Origin of the sequence: Actinacidiphila yanglinensis (assembly GCF_900107965.1) — a bacterium.
Classification (GTDB): Bacteria; Actinomycetota; Actinomycetes; order Streptomycetales; family Streptomycetaceae; genus Actinacidiphila; species Actinacidiphila yanglinensis.
In genome coordinates, this window is record NZ_FNVU01000026.1 from 74,694 (window position 1) to 92,650 (window position 17,957).

Genomic DNA, 17,957 nt, shown 5'->3' on the forward strand with positions numbered 1-17,957 from the left:
GGGGCGGGGCACCGGCGCGCGACCGCGACCGGCCTCGCCCTGGCCGCGCTGCCGGCGGCGTTCTTCGCCGCCTTCTTCGCCTACCCCGTCGCGTCCATCGTCGGCCGCGGCCTCCACGAGGGCGGCCACTGGCGGTTCGGCCGGATCGGCGACGTGCTCGGCGACGGCTCGGTGCGGCACGTGCTGTGGTTCACCTGCTGGCAGGCCGCCGCCTCCACCGCGCTGACCCTCGCGGTCGCGCTGCCCGGGGCGTACGCCTTCGCCCGGCTGGACTTCCCCGGCAAGCGGCTGCTGCGGGCCGTGGTCACGGTGCCGTTCGTGCTGCCGACGGTCGTCGCCGGCTCGGCGTTCCTCGCGCTGCTCGGGCAGGGCGGCTTCACCGACAGCCTGTTCGGCGTGCGGCTGGACACCTCGGTGTGGGCCATCCTCATCGCGCACGTCTTCTTCAACTACGCGGTGGTCGTCCGCACCGTCGGCGGGCTGTGGGCGCAGCTCGACCCGCGCCAGGAGGAGGCCGCCCGGATGCTCGGCGCGGGCCGCCTTGCCGCCTGGCGCCGCGTGACGCTGCCCGCCCTCGCCCCGTCCGTCGCGTCGGCCGGGGTGATGGTCTTCCTGTTCACCTTCACCTCCTTCGGCGTGATCCAGATCCTCGGCGGCCCCACCCGGGCCACCCTGGAGGTCGAGATCTACCGGGAGACCGCCGAGATCTTCGACCTGCCGACCGCCGCCGTGCTCACCCTGCTCCAACTCCTCGCCGTCGTCGCGATCCTGGCCGTGCACGCGTGGACGGCGCGGCGCCGCGAGTCCGCGCTGCGGCTGGTCGATCCGGCGGGCACCGCGCACCGTCCACGCGGGATCGGCGAGCGGGCCCTGCTGGCCGGCGTGCTCGCGGTGATCGCGCTGCTGATCCTGCTGCCGCTCGGCGTGCTCGCCGCCCGCTCGTTCGACGGCCCGACGGGCTACGGCCTCACCTTCTACCGCGCGCTCGGCTCCACCAGCGCCGACGGCACCTTCCTGGTCTCGCCGCTGCACACGGTCGCGAACTCGGTGCGCTACGCGGCGGCCGCCACCGTGATCGCCCTGGTGGTCGGCGGGCTGGCCGCGGCCGCCCTCACCCGCCGCACCGGGCGGCTGATGCGCGGCTTCGACGGGCTGCTGATGCTGCCGCTGGGCACCTCGGCGGTCACCGTCGGCTTCGGCTTCCTGATCAGCCTCGACAGGCCGCCGCTCGACCTGCGCGACTCCTGGCTGCTGGTGCCGCTGGCGCAGGCGCTGGTGGGCGCGCCCTTCGTGGTGCGGGTGATGCTCCCGGTGCTGCGGGCGGTCGACCAGCGGCTGCGGGAGGCCGCCGCGGTGCTCGGCGCGTCCCCGCTGCGGGTCTGGCGTGAGGTCGAACTGCCCCTGGTCGGGCGGGCGCTGGGCATCGCCGCCGGGTTCGCGTTCTCCGTGTCGCTCGGCGAGTTCGGCGCGACGGTCTTCATCGCCCGCCCCGACAGCCCGACCCTGCCGGTGGCCGTCGCCCGCCTGCTCGGGCGGGCCGGCGCGATGAACTACGGCCAGGCGATGGCCCTGAGCACCATCCTCATGGTGGTGTGCGCGGCCAGCCTGCTCCTCCTGGAGTACCCGTTGTCAGGGCGGCGCCGCCGGGCCACCGGCCGCAAGGAGGTGCTTCCCGTCGCGCCCAGCGAGGGCAGCGCCCTTGCCGGTGCCGTCCCGTCCGCCGGGGAGAGGCCCGGCGCCGGGGACCCGGAACTCCCCGCGACCCCCTCCGTCCCCGCCCGCTCGGAGAGCCACCGATGACCGATCCCCTGCTGCGCCTGGACGCCGTCACCGTACGGTTCGGGGCGCGCGCCGCGCTGGACGCCGTGAGCCTGGACGCCGCCGCGCACGAGATCGTCTGCGTGCTCGGGCCCAGCGGCAGCGGCAAGTCCACGCTGCTGCGGGCCGTCGCCGGGCTCCAACAGCTCGACGGCGGCCGGGTGCTGCTGGATGGCGCCGACCAGGACGGCGTGCCCGCGCACCGCCGGGGGGTCGGGCTGATGTTCCAGGACCACCAGCTCTTCCCGCAGCGCGACGTCGGCGGCAACGTGGCTTTCGGGCCGCGCATGCACAAGATGCCGCGGGACGCGCGCGACAGGCGCACCGCCGAACTCCTCGACCTGGTCGGCCTGCCCGGCGCCTCCGCCCGGCCGGTCGCCACGCTGTCCGGCGGCGAGCAGCAGCGGGTCGCACTGGCCCGCGCGCTCGCCCCCGAACCCCGGCTGCTGATGCTCGACGAGCCGCTGGGCCAGCTGGACCGCTCGCTGCGCGAGCGCCTGGTGGTGGAACTCCGCCGGCTGTTCGGGACGTTGGGCACCACCGTGCTGGCCGTCACGCACGACCAGGGCGAGGCGTTCGCGCTCGCGGACCGGGTGGTGGTGATGCGCGACGGGCGGATCGAGCGCAGCGGCACGCCTCTTGAGGTCTGGCAGAAACCCGGTTCGGCGTTCGTGGCCCGCTTCCTCGGTTTCGACAACATCACCGCAGCCACCGTCAACGGCGCGGTCGCCGACACCGCCTGGGGCACGCTGCCGGTTCCCGCCGGCACCCCCGAGGGCGAGCACCAGCTCCTGGTCCGGCCCTCCGGGGTGCGGCTCGGCCCGCCCGGGGGAGGGCTGCGCTGCGAGGTGGTCTCCCGGACCTTCCGCGGCGGCCACGTCGGCGTGCTGCTGCGACCCGAGCGCGGCCCCGACCTCGAAGCGGAGTGCGTGCTGCGCGAGACCCCGGAGGAGGGTGCGGTGGTGGGGGCGGGCTTCGCGGCCGAGGACGTGGTCGTGCTCGACCGCGAGTGACGTCCGCCGGGTGCGCCCGGCCGGCCCGGTGGTCGGTCGGCCAGTGACACGGAGGACGTCAGCACACAGGGGCGCGGGGAGCCGCGCGGCCGGCCCCCGACGGGGGAAGGCCCGGGCGCGACCGCGTCGGGCCGTGCGGGCGGCCCGCCCCGAAAGCAGCCCGCTACACGCTGAGCTGCTCCAGCGCCGCAGGCACCTCGTCCACACCGTCCACCAAGGCGATCCGCCGACTCATCGCGCGCCCCGCCGCCAGCGTCTGCAGCAGCGGCCAGGCCGGCAACTCGTCCGTCCAGTGCGCCCGGTCCACCAGGACCATCGGTGCCGGCTCGCCGCGCGAGCCGTAGTAGTTGGCGGTGGCGGCGTCGAAGATCTCCTGCACCGTCCCGGCCGCCCCCGGCAGGAACACCACTCCCGCCGAGCAGCGCGACAGCAGCCCGTCCTCGCGGGTGGCGTTGGCGAAGAACTTCGCGATGTGCGCGGCGAACGGGTTCGTCGGTTCGTGGCCGTAGAACCAGGTGGGCAGGCCGTAGGACGGCCCGCCGTCCGGCCACCGGTCGCGCACGTCGAACGCGGTGGCCGCCCACGCGTCGACGGAGGGGCCGAACGTCGGGGTGCCGGCCAGCACGTCCAGCGCCTTGCCGAGCATCACGTCGTCGTACGGGGCGGCGTACGCGCCGAAGTTGGCCGCCTCCATCGCCCCGGGGCCACCACCGGTCGCCACTGTCAGTCCGGCCCGGGCCAGCGAGCGGCCCAGCCGCGCGGCGCCCGCGTAGGCGTCCGTGCCGCGCTCCATGGCGTGGCCGCCCATCACCCCGACGACCTGGAGGCCGCCGAGCCGCTCGTCCAGCGCGTCGGAGACCGCGTCGTCGTGGATGGAGCGGAGCATCGAGGCGAACACGTCGCCGTCCTCCGCGGTCCGCAGCGACCAGGCGTGGGTCCGCGCGTCGGGGGTCGCCCGGTAGCCGTGCTCGGCCAGGCCCGCGTACAGCTCGTCGGGCCGGTACGGTGCCGCGCGGTACGGGTCGAAGGGCAGGCCGGGCACCGGCGGGAAGACCAGCGCGCCGCCTGCCCGTACATGCGCCAGGGCCTGCGGCTCCATCGGGCAGCCGAGGAACACCGCCTCGGAGGTGTCGGTGACCAGCAGCGCGAAGGTCCGCGAGGTCAGGTCCACGGCCTGGAGCCGGCAGCCCGCGAACGACCCGCTGATCGCCACCGCGTCGAACTCCTCCAGCGTCTCCACGTCGCGGGGCCGGCGGTTCCCCTCCGGCGGCGCGGCATCCACCGGTGCCTCGGGCGGCTCGGGCCACTGCTGCGGGAGCTGGGACGCGCGCGCCGGGCGGGGCAGGTGCGGAACGGGTGGATGGGGCGAATCGGGGGGAGTGGGTACGGGCACGCCTGCACGATAGCGCGGTCAGGTGAGCACGAGGTGGCGGGAGGGGGCTGACCTCGGGTCCAGGCCGTTGACGTGGCGCCGTGCACGGGGACCGCACACGGCGCCGCGTCGGCGGCGCATCAGGCGACGGGCAGCGGGTCTACGGCCGCGGGGACAGCGCGGCGACCAGCAGTGTCGGGGCGAGGAAGGCGACCACCAGGATGCCCACCCGGATCGCCGCGGACGCGCGCAGCAGGGACGCCGGGGCCGCGAGCTCGCGCAGCGCGGTGTTGGACGGCATGCGGGCGCTGCGGGACTCGACGGCGGCCACCGCGGCCGAGGCCAGCACGCACACCGCGACCAGCGTCGCCGCGAAGGTGGTCACCGGGCCGAGGGTGCGGCCGGTGTGCTGCTGCAGGCCGTACCCGGACAGGGCCGCCGCCGAGGTCGCCGACAGCAGGCCGAGCGGGCGGCCGAGCCGGCGTGCCTCGTGCTGGAGGCCGCGGCCGGACAGCAGCCGCAGCCCGCCGGGGCGGAAGGCCGCGAGCAGCCGGCCGCACCCGTGGACCAGGCCGGGGCCGGCCAGGACCAGTCCGGCGGCGGTCAGCACCCAGCCGCCGACGGCGGCCGGCGCGATCGCGCCCATGCCGCTGGGCAGCGCGAGGGTGTGCCCGTCGGGCGCGGTCACCTCGATCGCCAGGCCGGTCGCGACCAGCGCGACGCCCCAGGGCAGCCCGCCCGGCACCCCGTCGGCGGCCTCGCCGCCGGTGCGCAGCCGCGCGGCGCTGGCGGCGCCGGTCGCGACCGGGACCAGCGCCAGCAGCGTCACCGCCCCGGCCGCCGGCAGGCTGCGGCCCGTCGCGAGCAGCCCGGGCCCGACACCGTGATACGGGACGCCGGTGATGTCCCCGCGCAACTGGAGGAAGGTGACCAGGGCCAGGGCACTGCCGAACGCGCACACCAGGGTCGCGGTCGCCGCGGCCAGCAGCACCACGCCGGTCCGGCCGAGGCCGACCGCGGCAAGGCCCGGGCGCGGCCAGGCACCGGGCTGCGCGCGGCCCACCGCGACGGCGAGCTGCACCGTGACGACGACGGGCACCACGCACCAGCCGAGCCGTACGACCGCGTCCGACGCGCCGCCCTTCGGGTGCGCGAGGGCCCAGCCGAGCGCGGCCAGCAGGAGCAGGCCCGTACCCCACGACGCGAGCGCCACCAGGGCCCAGCGGGCCAGTGCGGCCGGACGCGCCCCGCGCAGCAGCCGCAGGCTCAGCACGATCCGCTCCGCGGTGCGGCGGTCGCACGCCGGCCCGGCTCGGCCCGTCTGCCGTGCGCGCCTGCGTCGCCGGCGCCTCCGTCGCGGCCCTTCATACGACGGCCGGGCGGGGAGCGGACAGATCCTGGTCCTGGGCGGGGGTGCCGGCGCGGCCGTCGCTGAAGGGGATGACGCGGTCGGCGTGGCGGGCGATGTCGGGGTCGCTGGTGGCGAGGATGACGGTGATGCCGTGGGTGCGGGCCGCGCTGGTGAGGGTGCGGAGCACCTGGGCGCGGTCGCTGTGGTGCAGCGGCGCGGTCGGCTCGTCGGCGAAGACCACCGCGGGAGCGGTGACCAGCGCCCTGGCCACGGCGACGCGCTGGCGCTTGGCGGCGGGCAGCCCGGCCGGGCGGCGGCGGGCGATGTCGCCGATGTCGAGGCGGTCCAGCCACTCGCGGGCGGCGGCGCGGGCGGTCCTGCTTCCCTCGCCGCGCAGCAGCAAAGGCAGCGCGGCGTTCTCCCACACGTTCAGCTCGGGCAGCAGCTGCGGGTCGGCGCCGATCCAGCCGAAGCGGTCGCGGCGGAGCCGTTCACGGGCGGGTTCGGGCAGCGTGTGCACCGGGCCGCTGTTGAACCACACCTCGCCCTCGTCGGGGACGAGCTGCCCGGACAGGCAGCGCAGCAGCGTCGACTTCCCGGAGCCGCGGGGGCCGGCCAGTGCGAGGATCTCGCCGGCCCGCACGTTGATCGACACGCCGAGCAGTGCGGGCGAGCCCTGGTAGGAGTGGCGCAATGCGCGGGCCCAGAGCACGTCGTTGTCGGGCGGGGCCTCCATGCCGTACCTCCGCGAGTCGCGAGTCGTTCCCCCGGCGCGGTGCGCTGCGCTGAGCGTTCACTCGGGCAACGAGCCGGGGGAGTGTGCGGTCACTCCCCGGCACGGTAGGCATGCCGCGCCCCCGGCACGGCGCAGACACGACGGCGCGCCCCCCGTTCGGCCGAGCGCGGCCCGGGCGCGGGCCGGACCGGGGCGCGCCGTCCTCCGCGGGGCCGGGCGCGGTGCCCGGCCGGCCGCGGGGTGGCTCAGAGCTTGGCCCAGGCGTCCTGGAGGACGCCGCGCAGGATGGACTCGATCTCGTCGAAGAGCGGCGGCTCGGAGATGAGGGGCGGGGCGAGCTGGACGACGGGGTCGCCGCGGTCGTCGGCGCGGCAGTACAGCCCGTTGTCGAACAGCTCCTTGGACAGGAACCCGTACAGGACCCGCTCGGTCTCCTCGTCGGTGAACGTCTCCTTCGTCGCCTTGTCCTTGACGAGCTCGATGCCGTAGAAGAAGCCGTTGCCGCGGACGTCGCCGACGATCGGGAGGTCGCGCAGCCGGTCGAGGGTGGCGCGGAAGCCGGCCTCGTGGTCGAGCACGTGCTGGTTGAGCCCCTCGCGCTCGAAGATGTCGAGGTTGGTCAGCGCCACGGCGGCGGAGACCGGGTGGCCGGCGAAGGTGTAGCCGTGCAAGAAGGTGTTGTCGCCGCTGTAGAAGGGCTCGGCGAGCCGGTCGGAGATGATGCACGCGCCGATCGGCGAGTACCCGGAGGTCATGCCCTTGGCGCAGGTGATCATGTCGGGCACGTAGTCGAACTTGTCGCAGGCGAACATCGTGCCGAGCCGCCCGAACGCGCAGATCACCTCGTCGGACACGAGCAGGACGTCGTACCGGTCGCAGATCTCGCGGACCCGCTGGAAGTAGCCGGGCGGCGGCGGGAAGCAGCCGCCGGCGTTCTGCACCGGCTCCAGGAAGACCGCGGCGACGGTCTCGGCGCCCTCGAAGAGGATCTCCTGCTCGATCTGGTCGGCGGCCCAGCGGCCGAACGCCTCGGGGTCGTCGCCGTGGATCGGGGCGCGGTAGATGTTGGTGTTGGGCACCTTGCGGGCGCCGGGCACCAGCGGCTCGAACGGGGCCTTGAGCGCGGGCAGTCCGGTGATGGACAGGGCGCCCTGCGGGGTGCCGTGGTAGGCGACGGCCCGCGAGATCACCTTGTACTTGCCGGGGTTGCCGGTCAGCTTGTGGTACTGCTTCGCCAGCTTCCAGGCGGTCTCCACCGCCTCGCCGCCGCCGGTGGTGAAGAAGACCTTGTTGAGGTCGCCGGGGGCGTAGCCGGCCAGCCGTTCGGCGAGTTCGACCGCGTTGGGGTGGGCGTAGCTCCAGATCGGGAAGAACGCCAGTTCCTGCGCCTGCTTGTAGGCGGTCTCGGCCAGTTCGTGCCGCCCGTGCCCGGCCTGCACCACGAAGAGCCCGGACAGGCCGTCGATGTAGCGCTTGCCGCGCTGGTCGTAGATGAAGGCGCCCTCACCGCGGACGATGGTCGGCACCGGGGCGTCCTGGTAGTCCGACATGCGGGTGAAGTGCATCCACAGGTGGTCGTACGCGGACCTCGACAGATCGGGCAGATCAGGGTTCGGAGCGGTCATGGCTATCTGGTTCCCCAGGTGTAGGTCTGCTTGCGGAGCTTGAGGTAGACGAAGGTCTCGGTCGTGCGGACGCCGGGCAGCGCGCGGATGCGCTTGTTGATCATTTCCAGCAGGTGGTCGTCGTCCTCGCAGACGATCTCCACCAGCAGGTCGAAGGAGCCCGCGGTGAGCACGACGTACTCGACCTCGTCGAGTGCCGCGAGGGCGTCGGCGACCGGGTCGAGGTCGCCCTCGACGTTGACGCCGACCATCGCCTGGCGGCGGAAGCCCACGGTGAGCGGGTCGGTCACCGCGACGATCTGCATCACGCCCTGGTCGAGCAGCTTCTGCACCCGCTGGCGCACCGCGGCCTCGGACAGCCCCACCGCCTTGCCGATCGCCGCGTAGGGGCGCCGGCCGTCCTCCTGGAGCTGTTCGATGATCGCCTTCGACACGGCGTCGATCGACGCGGAGGCGCCGTTCATGTCACGAGTGGCCACGCGCACCACTGTGCAGGAGAGGTCGACGGTCCCGCAAGCCCTGGACGATGAATTCCGTTGCGTCAAGGCGGCTGTAACACCGAATCGGTTGTTGTGACCGGGCAGGTGTGTCGAATACGGCAGTTCTGGCGCTAAGCTGGGCTGCGTCTCAGCACATGGACAAGGACCAGAAGGACCAGGGAGCAAGCGCCGTGACCGAACTCCGTACTCTGCGCAACCACATCGACGGAGAATTCCGCGACGCCGCCGACGGGCGTACCACCGAGGTGGTCAGCCCGGTCACCGGCCGCGCGTACGCGACCGCTCCGCTGTCCGGCAAGGCCGACGTGGACGCGGCCATGGCCGCCGCGAAGGCGGCGTTCCCGGGCTGGCGCGACTCCACACCCGCCGAGCGGCAGAAGGCGCTGCTCAAGATCGCCGACGCCGTCGAGGCCCGCGCCGACGAGCTCGTCGCGGTGGAGAGCGAGAACACCGGCAAGCCGCTCGCGCTGACCGCGAGCGAGGAGATCCCGCCGATGGTCGACCAGATCCGCTTCTTCGCCGGCGCCGCCCGGATGCTGGAGGGCCGCTCGGCCGGCGAGTACATGGAGGGCCTGACGTCCATCGTGCGGCGCGAGCCGGTCGGGGTGTGCGCACAGGTCGCGCCCTGGAACTACCCGATGATGATGGCGGTGTGGAAGTTCGCCCCGGCCATCGCGGCCGGCAACACCGTGGTGCTCAAGCCGTCCGACACCACCCCGGCCTCCACGGTGCTGCTCGCCGAGATCATGGCCGCGATCCTGCCCAAGGGCGTCTTCAACGTGGTGTGCGGCGACCGCGACACCGGGCGGCTGATGGTGGAGCACCCGGTGCCGGCGATGGCGTCCATCACCGGTTCGGTCCGCGCGGGCATCGAGGTCGCCGGATCGGCCGCCAAGGACGTCAAGCGGGTGCACCTGGAGCTGGGCGGCAAGGCGCCCGTGGTGGTCTTCGACGACCTCGACAGCGCCGCGCTCGCCAAGGCCGCCGAGGACATCGCAGTCGCCGGGTTCTTCAACGCGGGCCAGGACTGCACCGCCGCCTGCCGGGTGCTGGTGCAGGAAGGCGTCCGCCAGGAGTTCACCGAGGCCCTCGCCAAGGTGGCCGCCGGCACCAGGACCGGCCTGCCCGACGACGAGGACGTGCTCTTCGGCCCGCTCAACAACGCCAACCAGCTCGCCCAGGTCGCCGGCTTCATCGAGCGGCTGCCCGCGCACGCCAAGGTCGAGGCCGGCGGCCACCGGGTCGGCGAGGAGGGCTACTTCTACGCACCGACCGTGGTCTCCGGGCTGCGGCAGGACGACGAGGCGGTCCAGCGCGAGGTGTTCGGCCCGGTCATCACCGTCCAGTCCTTCACCGACGAGGAGCAGGCGGTCGCCTGGGCCAACGACATCGACTACGGGCTGGCCTCCTCGGTGTGGACCAAGGACCACGGCCGGGCCATGCGGATGTCCAGGAGCCTGGACTTCGGCTGCGTGTGGATCAACACCCACATCCCGCTGGTCGCCGAGATGCCGCACGGCGGCTTCAAGCAGTCCGGCTACGGCAAGGACCTGTCCGCGTACGGCTTCGAGGACTACACCCGCATCAAGCACGTCATGACGTCGCTCGACGCCTGATCGGGTCTCGGCCGAGCGCACGGGCCGGGGCGGAGCCGGGGCTTCCCGGCCCGCCCGCCCTGCCCGCTCGGCCGGGCCGTCAGGAGCGGTGGGCGACCAGTCGCAGCAGGGTGTCCAGCCGGTTCGTGGTGATCGAGTCCACGCCCGCCGCGATCAGCCGGGACATCGAGCGCTGCCAGTCCGCGGTCCAGACGGCGACCAGCAGTCCGCGGTCGTGGGCCCAGGCGACGGTCGCCGGATCGGCCAGGCCGAAGCGGAGGTTGAGCCAGCGCGGGGCGAGGCCGTCGAGCAGGGCGTCGGCGGGACGCGAGGAGGTCTTCCAGGTCATGGCGACCTCCGCCGACGGCTCCAGGGCGCGCACCTCGCGCATCGCGGCCAGCGCCCCGCAGTAGTAGACCCGGTCGGCCGCGCCCGCGTCCCGTACCGCCGCGACCGCGGCCGCCACCTGCGCGGGCTCGGTGAGGTCGACCAGCATCCGGGCCGGGACGTCGTGCCGGAGGAGTTCGGCGAGCGCGTCGGCGAAGGCCGGCACGCCGCCGCCGGTCGTCTCGACCAGCTCCTCGCGGGTCAGCGAGGTCACCGGCACCGGGTGGCCCCACAGCCGCTCCAGCGTCGCGTCGTGCAGCAGCACCGGCACGCCGTCCGCGGTGAGGCGGATGTCCACCTCGACCACGTCGGCGCCCTTGAGCAGCGCGGATCGGACCGACGGGAGGGTGTTCTCCCGGTGCACGTAAGGGTCGCCTCTGTGGGCGACGACCGTTACCGGGCTCATCCCGCCCAGCGGACCGGACCGGCGCGGAGCCACGCGTCAGCCCCGAGCGGCGGGGACGGCGCCACCGGACCCGTCGAACGACGCCGTGTAGGCGTCGATCTCCGCCGCCAGCCGCGCCTTGCCCGCCGGGTCGAGGAAGGACGCGTGCACCGCGTTCCTGGCCAGGTCGGCGACACCGGCGCGGTCCAGCTCCAGCAGCCGGGCGGCGACCGCGTACTCGGTGTTCAGGTCGGTGCCGAACATCGGCGGGTCGTCGCTGTTCACGGTGACCAGGACGCCCGCCTCGACCATCTGCCGGATCGGGTGCTCCTCCATGGTGGGCACCACCCGGGTCGCGATGTTGGAGGTCGGGCAGACCTCCAACGGGATGCGGTGCTCCGCGAGATGGTCCAGCAGCCGGGGGTCCTGCACGGAGCTGGTGCCGTGCCCGATCCGCTCGGCGCCCAGGACGTTCAGCGCGTCCCAGACGGTCTGCGGTCCGGTGGCCTCCCCGGCGTGCGGCACGCTGTGCAGCCCGGCCGCCCTGGCCCGGTCGAAGAACGGCTTGAACTGCGGCCGCGGCACCCCGATCTCGGGCCCGCCGAGCCCGAAGGAGACCAGGCCCTCCGGCCGCAGGTCCACGGCGAGTTGGGCGGTCTGCTCGGCCGACTCCAGGCCCGCCTCGCCGGGGATGTCGAAGCACCAGCGCAGCACCACGCCCAGCTCCGCCTCGGCGGCCTTGCGGGCGTCCTCGATCGCCTCCATGAACGCCTGCGGGGGGATGCCCCGCCGGGTCGAGGAGTACGGCGTGACGGTCAACTCGGCATAGCGGATCGCCTGCCGGGACATGTCGCGGGCCACCTCGTACGTCAGCAGGCGTACGTCCTCGGCGTCCCTGACCAGGTCCACCACGGACAGGTAGACCTGGATGAAGTGGGCGAAGTCCCGGAAGGTGAAGTACTCCGCGAGCGCGGCCGGGTCGGACGGCACCTTCGAGTCGGGGTGGCGGGCGGCCAGCTCCGAGACGATCCGGGGCGAGGCGGAACCCACGTGGTGGACGTGGAGTTCGGCCTTCGGCAGCCCGGCGATGAAGGCGTCCAGGCCGGAGCCGCCGCCCGGGGCGGCGACGGGGGAGCGGCCGGGTGCGGTCTCGGGCATGCGGGTCCTCCGGTGGTGCGCGGGGCGTTGGGCCAGTGGCGTTCATCGTAATGTGCGCCGCCCGCGATCCCCTCCGGCCACTCCGTGATGGTCAGAGCACAGATTTCGTCGCGTAACCAAAAGGCAACAACGGAATCCCTTGTTGGAGGCGGTCCGCTCTGCCAGGATCGGCCATCAATCCAGGCTTTGACCACGCTGGTGCATGGACTCGCGACCCCGGCAAGGCGCCCCGGCCACCCCCCCGGCCGGTCCTCCCGGCCGACCCCTCCGGCTCACCCCGCCCGGCGTCCCCCGGCCGATCCCTCGGAAGGGCACCACCCATGGAGCAGTTCGAGACCCTCTCCCCGCCCCAGCGCGCGGCCATGGCGCGCAGCATGACCAGCGGCCGGGGCGCGCTCGCCCGCCGCTCGCTGCTGCGGGCCGCCGGGCTCGGCGTGATCGGCACCGCCGGGCTCACCGCGTGCGGCATACCCGCGGCCGGCCGCAAGGGCGGCACGGTCTCCACCGACCACTCGGCGCAGGAGAAGGTGGTCGACTTCTCCAACTGGACCGAGTACATCGACGTCAGCGACGACGGCAAGCACCGTCCGACCCTGGACGCCTTCACCCGGCGCACCGGCATCAAGGTCAAGTACACCGAGGACATCAACGACAACATCGAGTTCTTCGGCAAGATCAAGCCGCAGCTCGCCGCGGGCCAGGACACCGGCCGCGACCTGATGGTCCTCACCGACTGGCTGGCCGGCCGGATGATCCGGCTCGGCTGGGTGCAGCAGCTGAACTCCGCGAACCTGCCGCACGCCTACGCGAACCTGGAGCAGCGCTTCCGCAGCCCCGACTGGGACCCGGGCCGCGCCTACTCCTATCCCTGGCAGGGCATCGCCACCTGCATCGCCTACAACAAGAAGGCCACCGGCGGGCGGAAGGTCACCTCGATCTCCCAACTGCTCGACGACACCTCGCTCAAGGGCAAGGTCGCCATGCTCTCCGAGATGCGCGACACCATCGGGATGACCCTGCTCGACATGGGCGAGCTGCCCGAGAAGGTCACCGACGACACCTTCGCCGCGGCCGTCGCCCGCATCCAGAAGGCCGTCGACAGCCAGCAGATCCGGAAGTTCACCGGCAACGAGTACACCGACGGCCTCAGCAAGGGCGACATCGCCGCCTGCGTCGCCTGGGCCGGCGACCTGGTCCAACTGCGCATCGACGACCCCGACATCGAGTACGTCTTTCCCGACTCGGGCTTCCTGTCGTCCACCGACAACCTGCTGATCCCCAACAAGGCCCGGCACAAGACGAACGCCGAGCGGCTGATCGACTACTACTACGAGCCGCCGGTCGCGGCCCAGCTCTCGGCGTACATCAACTACGTGTGCCCGGTCGCCGGGGTCAAGCCGTACCTGGCGAAGATCGACCCCGGGCTGGCGAGCAACCCGCTGATCCTCCCCGACGCGGCCATGGACGCCAAGACGCACGAGTTCCGCTCGCTCAGCGACGCCGAGGACTCGCGGTACGAGGACACGTTCTCCAAGCTCATCGGCGCCTGACCCGGTCTGCTCCCCGCACCCCCCGAGGACACCTCCATGACGACCCCCAGCACGAGCACAGCAGAGTCCGACGACGCCGTCCGCCTCACCGGGATCAGCCGGGCCTACGGCGCGTTCACCGCCGTCCACCCGCTCGACCTGGCCGTGCCGGCCGGCTCCTTCTTCGCGCTGCTCGGCGCGTCCGGCTGCGGCAAGACCACCACCCTGCGGATGATCGCCGGGCTGGAGACGCCCAGCACCGGGACGGTGCACCTCGGCGGCCAGGACGTCACCGCCCTCCCGCCGTACAAGCGCCCGGTCAACACCGTCTTCCAGAACTACGCGCTCTTCCCGCACCTGGACGTCTACGAGAACGTCGCGTTCGGGTTGCGCCGGCGCGGCATCAAGTCGGTGCGGAAGCAGGTCGGCGAGATGCTCGACCTGGTGCAGCTGGGCCCCCTGGCGCGACGCCGGCCGCACCAGCTCTCCGGCGGGCAGCAGCAGCGCGTCGCGGTGGCACGCGCGCTGATCAACCGCCCGAAGGTGCTGCTGCTCGACGAGCCGCTCGGCGCGCTCGACCTGAAGCTGCGCCGCCAGATGCAGCTCGAACTCAAGCGCATCCAGACCGAGGTGGGCATCACCTTCGTCCACGTCACCCACGACCAGGAGGAGGCGATGACCATGGCCGACACCGTCGCGGTGATGAACGCCGGCCGGGTCGAGCAGATGGGCGCGCCGGCCGACCTCTACGAGAACCCCGCCTCCACCTTCGTCGCGAACTTCCTGGGCACGTCGAACCTGATCGAGGCCGAGGTCACCGGCGCCGCCGACGGCATCCTGCGGCTCACCCGCGCCGGGCAGGAACTGACCCTGCCCGCGGCCCGCTGCCGGACCGGGGCCGCCCCCGGCGACCGGGTGCTGGCGGGGGTCCGCCCGGAGAAGATCACCCTCGTGCACGGCGACGACGCGGAGGCGGTGCCCGCCGGCCGGAACCGGATATCCGGCCGGATCACGGCGTCCAGCTTCATCGGCGTGTCCACCCAGTACGTGGTCGACAGCCCGGTCGGCCCGGACCTGGAGGTGTTCGTGCAGAACGTGGAGCGCGACACCCGGCTGGTGCCGGGCGCGCCGGTCGTCCTGCACTGGAACCCCGAGCACACCTTCGGGCTCGACGCGGAGCAGGACATCGACGCCGGTCTCGACGCGGGTTCCGACACCGACACCGGCAGCGGCTCCGGCCACGGCGGCGGGGCGGCCCGCGGCCGTACCGAACCGGGGACCGGGCCCGGCGACAGCACCGGCAGCACGGACAGCACCGACAGCGCCGAGGGGGCCGCCGTATGACCGCTGCCGCCGCCGGACCCCTGTCACCGCCCGCCGCCCCGGCGCCCGCCGAGCCGGGGAAGGCGCAGCGCCGGGCCGCCGCCCGCCGCCGGCGGGTGCCGTACCTGCTGCTGCTCGCCGGCGTGGCCTGGCTGCTGGTCTTCTTCGTCGCGCCGCTGGTCTACCAGGCGTCGACCTCGGTGCAGACCGGCACCCTGGAGGACGGCTTCAAGGTCACCTGGCACTTCGCCACCTACTGGGACGCGCTGACCGAGTACTGGCCGCACTTCGTCCGCTCCCTGGTCTACTCCGGGATCGCCACCGTGCTGTGCCTGGTGATCGGCTACCCGCTGGCGTACACCATCGCCTTCCGGGCCGGGCGCTGGCGCAACCTGGTGCTGATCCTGGTGATCGCGCCGTTCTTCACCAGCTTCCTGATCCGCACCCTCGCGTGGGAGACGATCCTCGCCGACCAGGGCCCCGTGGTGTCCTTCCTGAACGACCTGCACGTGCTGGACGTGACGTCCTGGCTCGGCATCACCGAGGGAGACCGGGTGCTGGCCACCCCGCTGGCCGTGGTGTGCGGGCTGACCTACAACTTCCTGCCGTTCATGATCCTCCCGCTCTACACCTCGCTGGAGCGGGTCGACGGGCGCCTGCACGAGGCCGCCGGCGACCTGTACGCCACGCCGTTCACCGTCTTCCGCAAGGTAACCTTCCCGCTGTCCATGCCGGGCGTGGTGGCCGGCACCCTGCTCACCTTCATCCCCGCCTCCGGCGACTACATCAACGCCGAACTGCTGGGCTCCACCAACCAGCAGATGATCGGCAACGTCATCGAGTCGCAGTTCCTGCGGGTGCTGGACTACCCGACGGCGGCGGCCCTGTCCTTCATCCTGATGGCGGTCATCCTGGCCGTCGTCACCCTCTACATCCGCCGGGCCGGAACGGAGGAGCTGGTCTGATGCGACTGATCCGCCGGCTGCGCGCCAACCTCGTGGTGATCGCGGGCGTCCTCGCCCTCGTCTACCTCATCGTGCCCAACCTCGTGGTGCTCGCGTTCTCCTTCAACCAGCCCAAGGGCCGCTTCAACTACACCTGGAACCACTTCTCCACCGACGCCTGGCAGCATCCCTGCGGCGTCGCCGGCATGTGCGGCTCGCTCACCCTCAGCCTGAAGATCGCGGTCTACGCGACCGTCGCCGCGACCGTGCTCGGCACCATGACCGCCTTCGCGCTCGCCCGCTACCGCTTCCGCGGCCGGGGCGCCACCAACATGCTGATCTTCCTGCCGATGGCGATGCCCGAGGTGGTGATGGGCGCCTCGCTCGGCACCCTCTTCCTCAACATGCGCATCCAGTTCGGCTTCTGGACCATCCTCATCGCGCACATCATGTTCTGCCTGAGCTTCGTGGTCACCGCGGTCAAGGCCCGCGTGATGAGCATGGACCCGCGCCTGGAGCAGGCCGCGCAGGACCTCTACGCCACCCCGGCGCAGACCTTCCTGCGGGTCACGCTGCCGCTGGCCGCACCCGGCATCGCGGCGGGGGCGCTGCTGTCCTTCGCGCTGTCCTTCGACGACTACATCATCACCAGCTTCAACGCCGGCAACAGCGTCACCTTCCCGATGTTCGTCTGGGGCTCGGCGCAGCGCGGCACCCCGGTCCAGGTCAACGTGATCGGGACCGCGATGTTCGTGATCGCCGTCCTGCTGGTGCTGGCCGGGCAGTTGGCCGGCGGACGCAGGAAGGCCCGTGGCTGAGATGGACCCGGCCCGCAGCCTCGCCGCCGCCCGCCCGGTGCCGTACTGGCTCGACGACCCGGCCCGGCCGGACGCTGAACCCGCGCTGGCCGGCGCCGAGCACTGCGACCTGCTGGTGGTCGGCGGCGGCTACAGCGGGCTGTGGACAGCGCTGCTGGCCAAGGAACGCGATCCGGACCGCGACGTGGTGCTGGTCGAGGGCGGCAGGATCGGCGCCGCCGCCTCCGGCCGCAACGGCGGCTTCTGCGCGGCCAGCCTCACCCACGGCACCGCCAACGGACTGGCGCGCTGGCCCGGGGAGTTCGCGACGCTGCAGCGGCTCGGCGAGCGCAACCTCGACGCCATCGAGGCGGCCGTCGACCACTACGGCCTGGACTGCGAGTTCGAGCGGACCGGCGAGATCGACGTGGCCACCGCCGAGCACCAGGTCGGCGAACTGCGCGAGGCGCACGAGGCCGCCGTCCGGCACGGCCTGGACCTGGAACTCCTCGACCGCGACCAGGTGCGCGCGGAGGTCGACTCGCCGACCTTCCTCGCCGGGCTGTACGACCGGCGCGGCGTCGCCCTGGTGCACCCGGCCAAGCTCGCCTGGGGCCTGAAGCGCGCGGCCGTCCGGTCCGGCGTGCGGATCTACGAGCACACCCCCGCCACGTCCCTGACCCGGCACGGCGCCGCGCTCGCCGCCCGCACCCCGTACGGCAGGGTGCTCGCCCACCATGTCGCCCTCGGCACCGGGGTGTTCCCCTCGCTGCTGCGCCGGACCCGCCAGTACACCGTGCCGGTCTACGACTACGCCCTGACCACCGAACCCCTCACCGCCGACCAGCGCGCCGCGATCGGGTGGCGCGGCCGGCAGGGCCTGGGGGACAGCGCCAACCGCTTCCACTACTTCCGGCCGACCGCCGACGGCCGCGTGCTGTGGGGCGGTTACGACGCGGTCTACCCGCGCGGCGGCCGGATGAGCGCGGGCTACCAGCACCGCCCGGAGACGTACCTGCGGCTGGCCCGGCACTTCTTCCGCTGCTTCCCGCAGCTGGAAGGGGTGCGGTTCAGCCACGCCTGGGGCGGGGCCATCGACACCTGCACCCGGTTCGCCGCGTTCTTCGGCACGGGGTACGGCGGGCGGGTCGCGTACGCCGCCGGGTACACCGGGCTCGGGGTCGGCGCGACGCGGTTCGGCGCGGAGGTGATGCTCGACCTGCTGGCCGGGCGGCCCACCGAACGCACCGCGCTCGCCATGGTGCGCGGCCGCCCGCTGCCCTTCCCGCCCGAGCCGCTGGCCACCGCCGGGATCGGGCTCACCCAGTGGTCGCTGGCCCGCGCGGACCGCTCCGCGGGGCGCCGCAACCTGTGGCTGCGGGCGCTGGACCGGGTGGGGTTGGGCTTCGACTCGTAGGGGTTCG

General features: G+C 73.3%; 15 protein-coding genes. 8 read left to right on the plus strand and 7 right to left on the minus strand.

The genetic code is table 11. The features are described 5' to 3' along the window. Positions 1 to 39 precede the first annotated feature (39 nt). The gene (locus tag C4U44_RS36560) at positions 40 to 1,800 is read left to right on the plus strand and encodes an ABC transporter permease (protein WP_103890463.1); all 1,761 of its coding nucleotides are present in this window, start codon (positions 40 to 42) and stop codon (positions 1,798 to 1,800) included. Positions 1,801 to 1,808: 8 nt separating this feature from the next. Continuing rightward, complete coding sequence (locus tag C4U44_RS36565; RefSeq protein ID WP_103890464.1) at positions 1,809 to 2,831, plus strand: ABC transporter ATP-binding protein; 1,023 nt, start codon at positions 1,809 to 1,811, stop codon at positions 2,829 to 2,831. A gap of 163 nt (positions 2,832 to 2,994) precedes the next feature. Here C4U44_RS36565 and C4U44_RS36570 read toward each other — a convergent pair whose 3' ends face one another. The 5 genes from C4U44_RS36570 to C4U44_RS36595 all read right to left on the minus strand — a co-directional run bounded on the left by C4U44_RS36570 (position 2,995) and on the right by C4U44_RS36595 (position 8,379). After that, a complete protein-coding gene (locus C4U44_RS36570; RefSeq protein WP_103890409.1) occupies positions 2,995 to 4,113 on the minus strand; it encodes an LOG family protein in 1,119 nt (372 codons plus the stop codon). Between the two features lie 250 nt (positions 4,114 to 4,363). Further along, positions 4,364 to 5,476, minus strand: coding sequence for a hypothetical protein (locus C4U44_RS36575; RefSeq protein WP_103890410.1), 1,113 nt, complete (start codon positions 5,474 to 5,476; stop codon positions 4,364 to 4,366). A gap of 91 nt (positions 5,477 to 5,567) precedes the next feature. Then, the gene (locus tag C4U44_RS36580; RefSeq protein WP_103890411.1) at positions 5,568 to 6,290 is read right to left on the minus strand and encodes an ABC transporter ATP-binding protein; all 723 of its coding nucleotides are present in this window, start codon (positions 6,288 to 6,290) and stop codon (positions 5,568 to 5,570) included. 245 nt (positions 6,291 to 6,535) lie between these two features. Next, entirely contained in the window at positions 6,536 to 7,915 is a 1,380-nt protein-coding gene (locus C4U44_RS36590) for an aspartate aminotransferase family protein (RefSeq protein ID WP_103890413.1), read from the minus strand. Between the two features lie 2 nt (positions 7,916 to 7,917). After that, a complete protein-coding gene (locus tag C4U44_RS36595; RefSeq protein WP_200823537.1) occupies positions 7,918 to 8,379 on the minus strand; it encodes an Lrp/AsnC family transcriptional regulator in 462 nt (153 codons plus the stop codon). 206 nt (positions 8,380 to 8,585) lie between these two features. Between C4U44_RS36595 and C4U44_RS36600 the strand changes: the two genes are divergently transcribed. Then, positions 8,586 to 10,031 carry a gamma-aminobutyraldehyde dehydrogenase gene (locus C4U44_RS36600; protein WP_235032620.1) on the plus strand — a complete coding sequence of 482 codons (1,446 nt, stop codon included), beginning with the start codon at positions 8,586 to 8,588 and terminating at the stop codon, positions 10,029 to 10,031. Positions 10,032 to 10,110: 79 nt separating this feature from the next. Here the strand turns inward: C4U44_RS36600 and C4U44_RS36605 are convergent, their stop codons facing one another. Both C4U44_RS36605 and C4U44_RS36610 read right to left on the minus strand, forming a co-directional pair. Beyond that, on the minus strand, positions 10,111 to 10,803 hold the full coding sequence (locus tag C4U44_RS36605) for a glycerophosphodiester phosphodiesterase (protein WP_103890415.1): 693 nt from the start codon (positions 10,801 to 10,803) through the stop codon (positions 10,111 to 10,113). 36 nt (positions 10,804 to 10,839) lie between these two features. Then, the gene (locus C4U44_RS36610; RefSeq protein WP_103890416.1) at positions 10,840 to 11,940 is read right to left on the minus strand and encodes an adenosine deaminase; all 1,101 of its coding nucleotides are present in this window, start codon (positions 11,938 to 11,940) and stop codon (positions 10,840 to 10,842) included. 320 nt (positions 11,941 to 12,260) lie between these two features. On the opposite strand from C4U44_RS36610, the gene C4U44_RS36615 reads away from it, so the two are divergent. Genes C4U44_RS36615 through C4U44_RS36635 form a run of 5 tightly spaced genes read left to right on the plus strand, consistent with a single transcriptional unit; the run spans position 12,261 to position 17,950 of the window. Further along, entirely contained in the window at positions 12,261 to 13,490 is a 1,230-nt protein-coding gene (locus C4U44_RS36615; protein WP_103890417.1) for a polyamine ABC transporter substrate-binding protein, read from the plus strand. A 36-nt stretch (positions 13,491 to 13,526) separates the two neighbouring features. Further along, complete coding sequence (locus tag C4U44_RS36620) at positions 13,527 to 14,813, plus strand: ABC transporter ATP-binding protein (protein ID WP_103890418.1); 1,287 nt, start codon at positions 13,527 to 13,529, stop codon at positions 14,811 to 14,813. Next, positions 14,810 to 15,757, plus strand: a complete 948-nt coding sequence (locus tag C4U44_RS36625) for an ABC transporter permease (protein ID WP_103890419.1) — start codon at positions 14,810 to 14,812, stop codon at positions 15,755 to 15,757. The genes C4U44_RS36620 and C4U44_RS36625 overlap by 4 nt, the downstream gene beginning before the upstream one ends. Further along, on the plus strand, positions 15,757 to 16,554 hold the full coding sequence (locus tag C4U44_RS36630) for an ABC transporter permease (RefSeq protein ID WP_103890420.1): 798 nt from the start codon (positions 15,757 to 15,759) through the stop codon (positions 16,552 to 16,554). The genes C4U44_RS36625 and C4U44_RS36630 overlap by 1 nt, the downstream gene beginning before the upstream one ends. A 1-nt stretch (position 16,555) precedes the next feature. After that, positions 16,556 to 17,950 carry an NAD(P)/FAD-dependent oxidoreductase gene (locus tag C4U44_RS36635; protein ID WP_103890421.1) on the plus strand — a complete coding sequence of 465 codons (1,395 nt, stop codon included), beginning with the start codon at positions 16,556 to 16,558 and terminating at the stop codon, positions 17,948 to 17,950. The last annotated feature ends 7 nt before the right edge of the window (positions 17,951 to 17,957 follow it).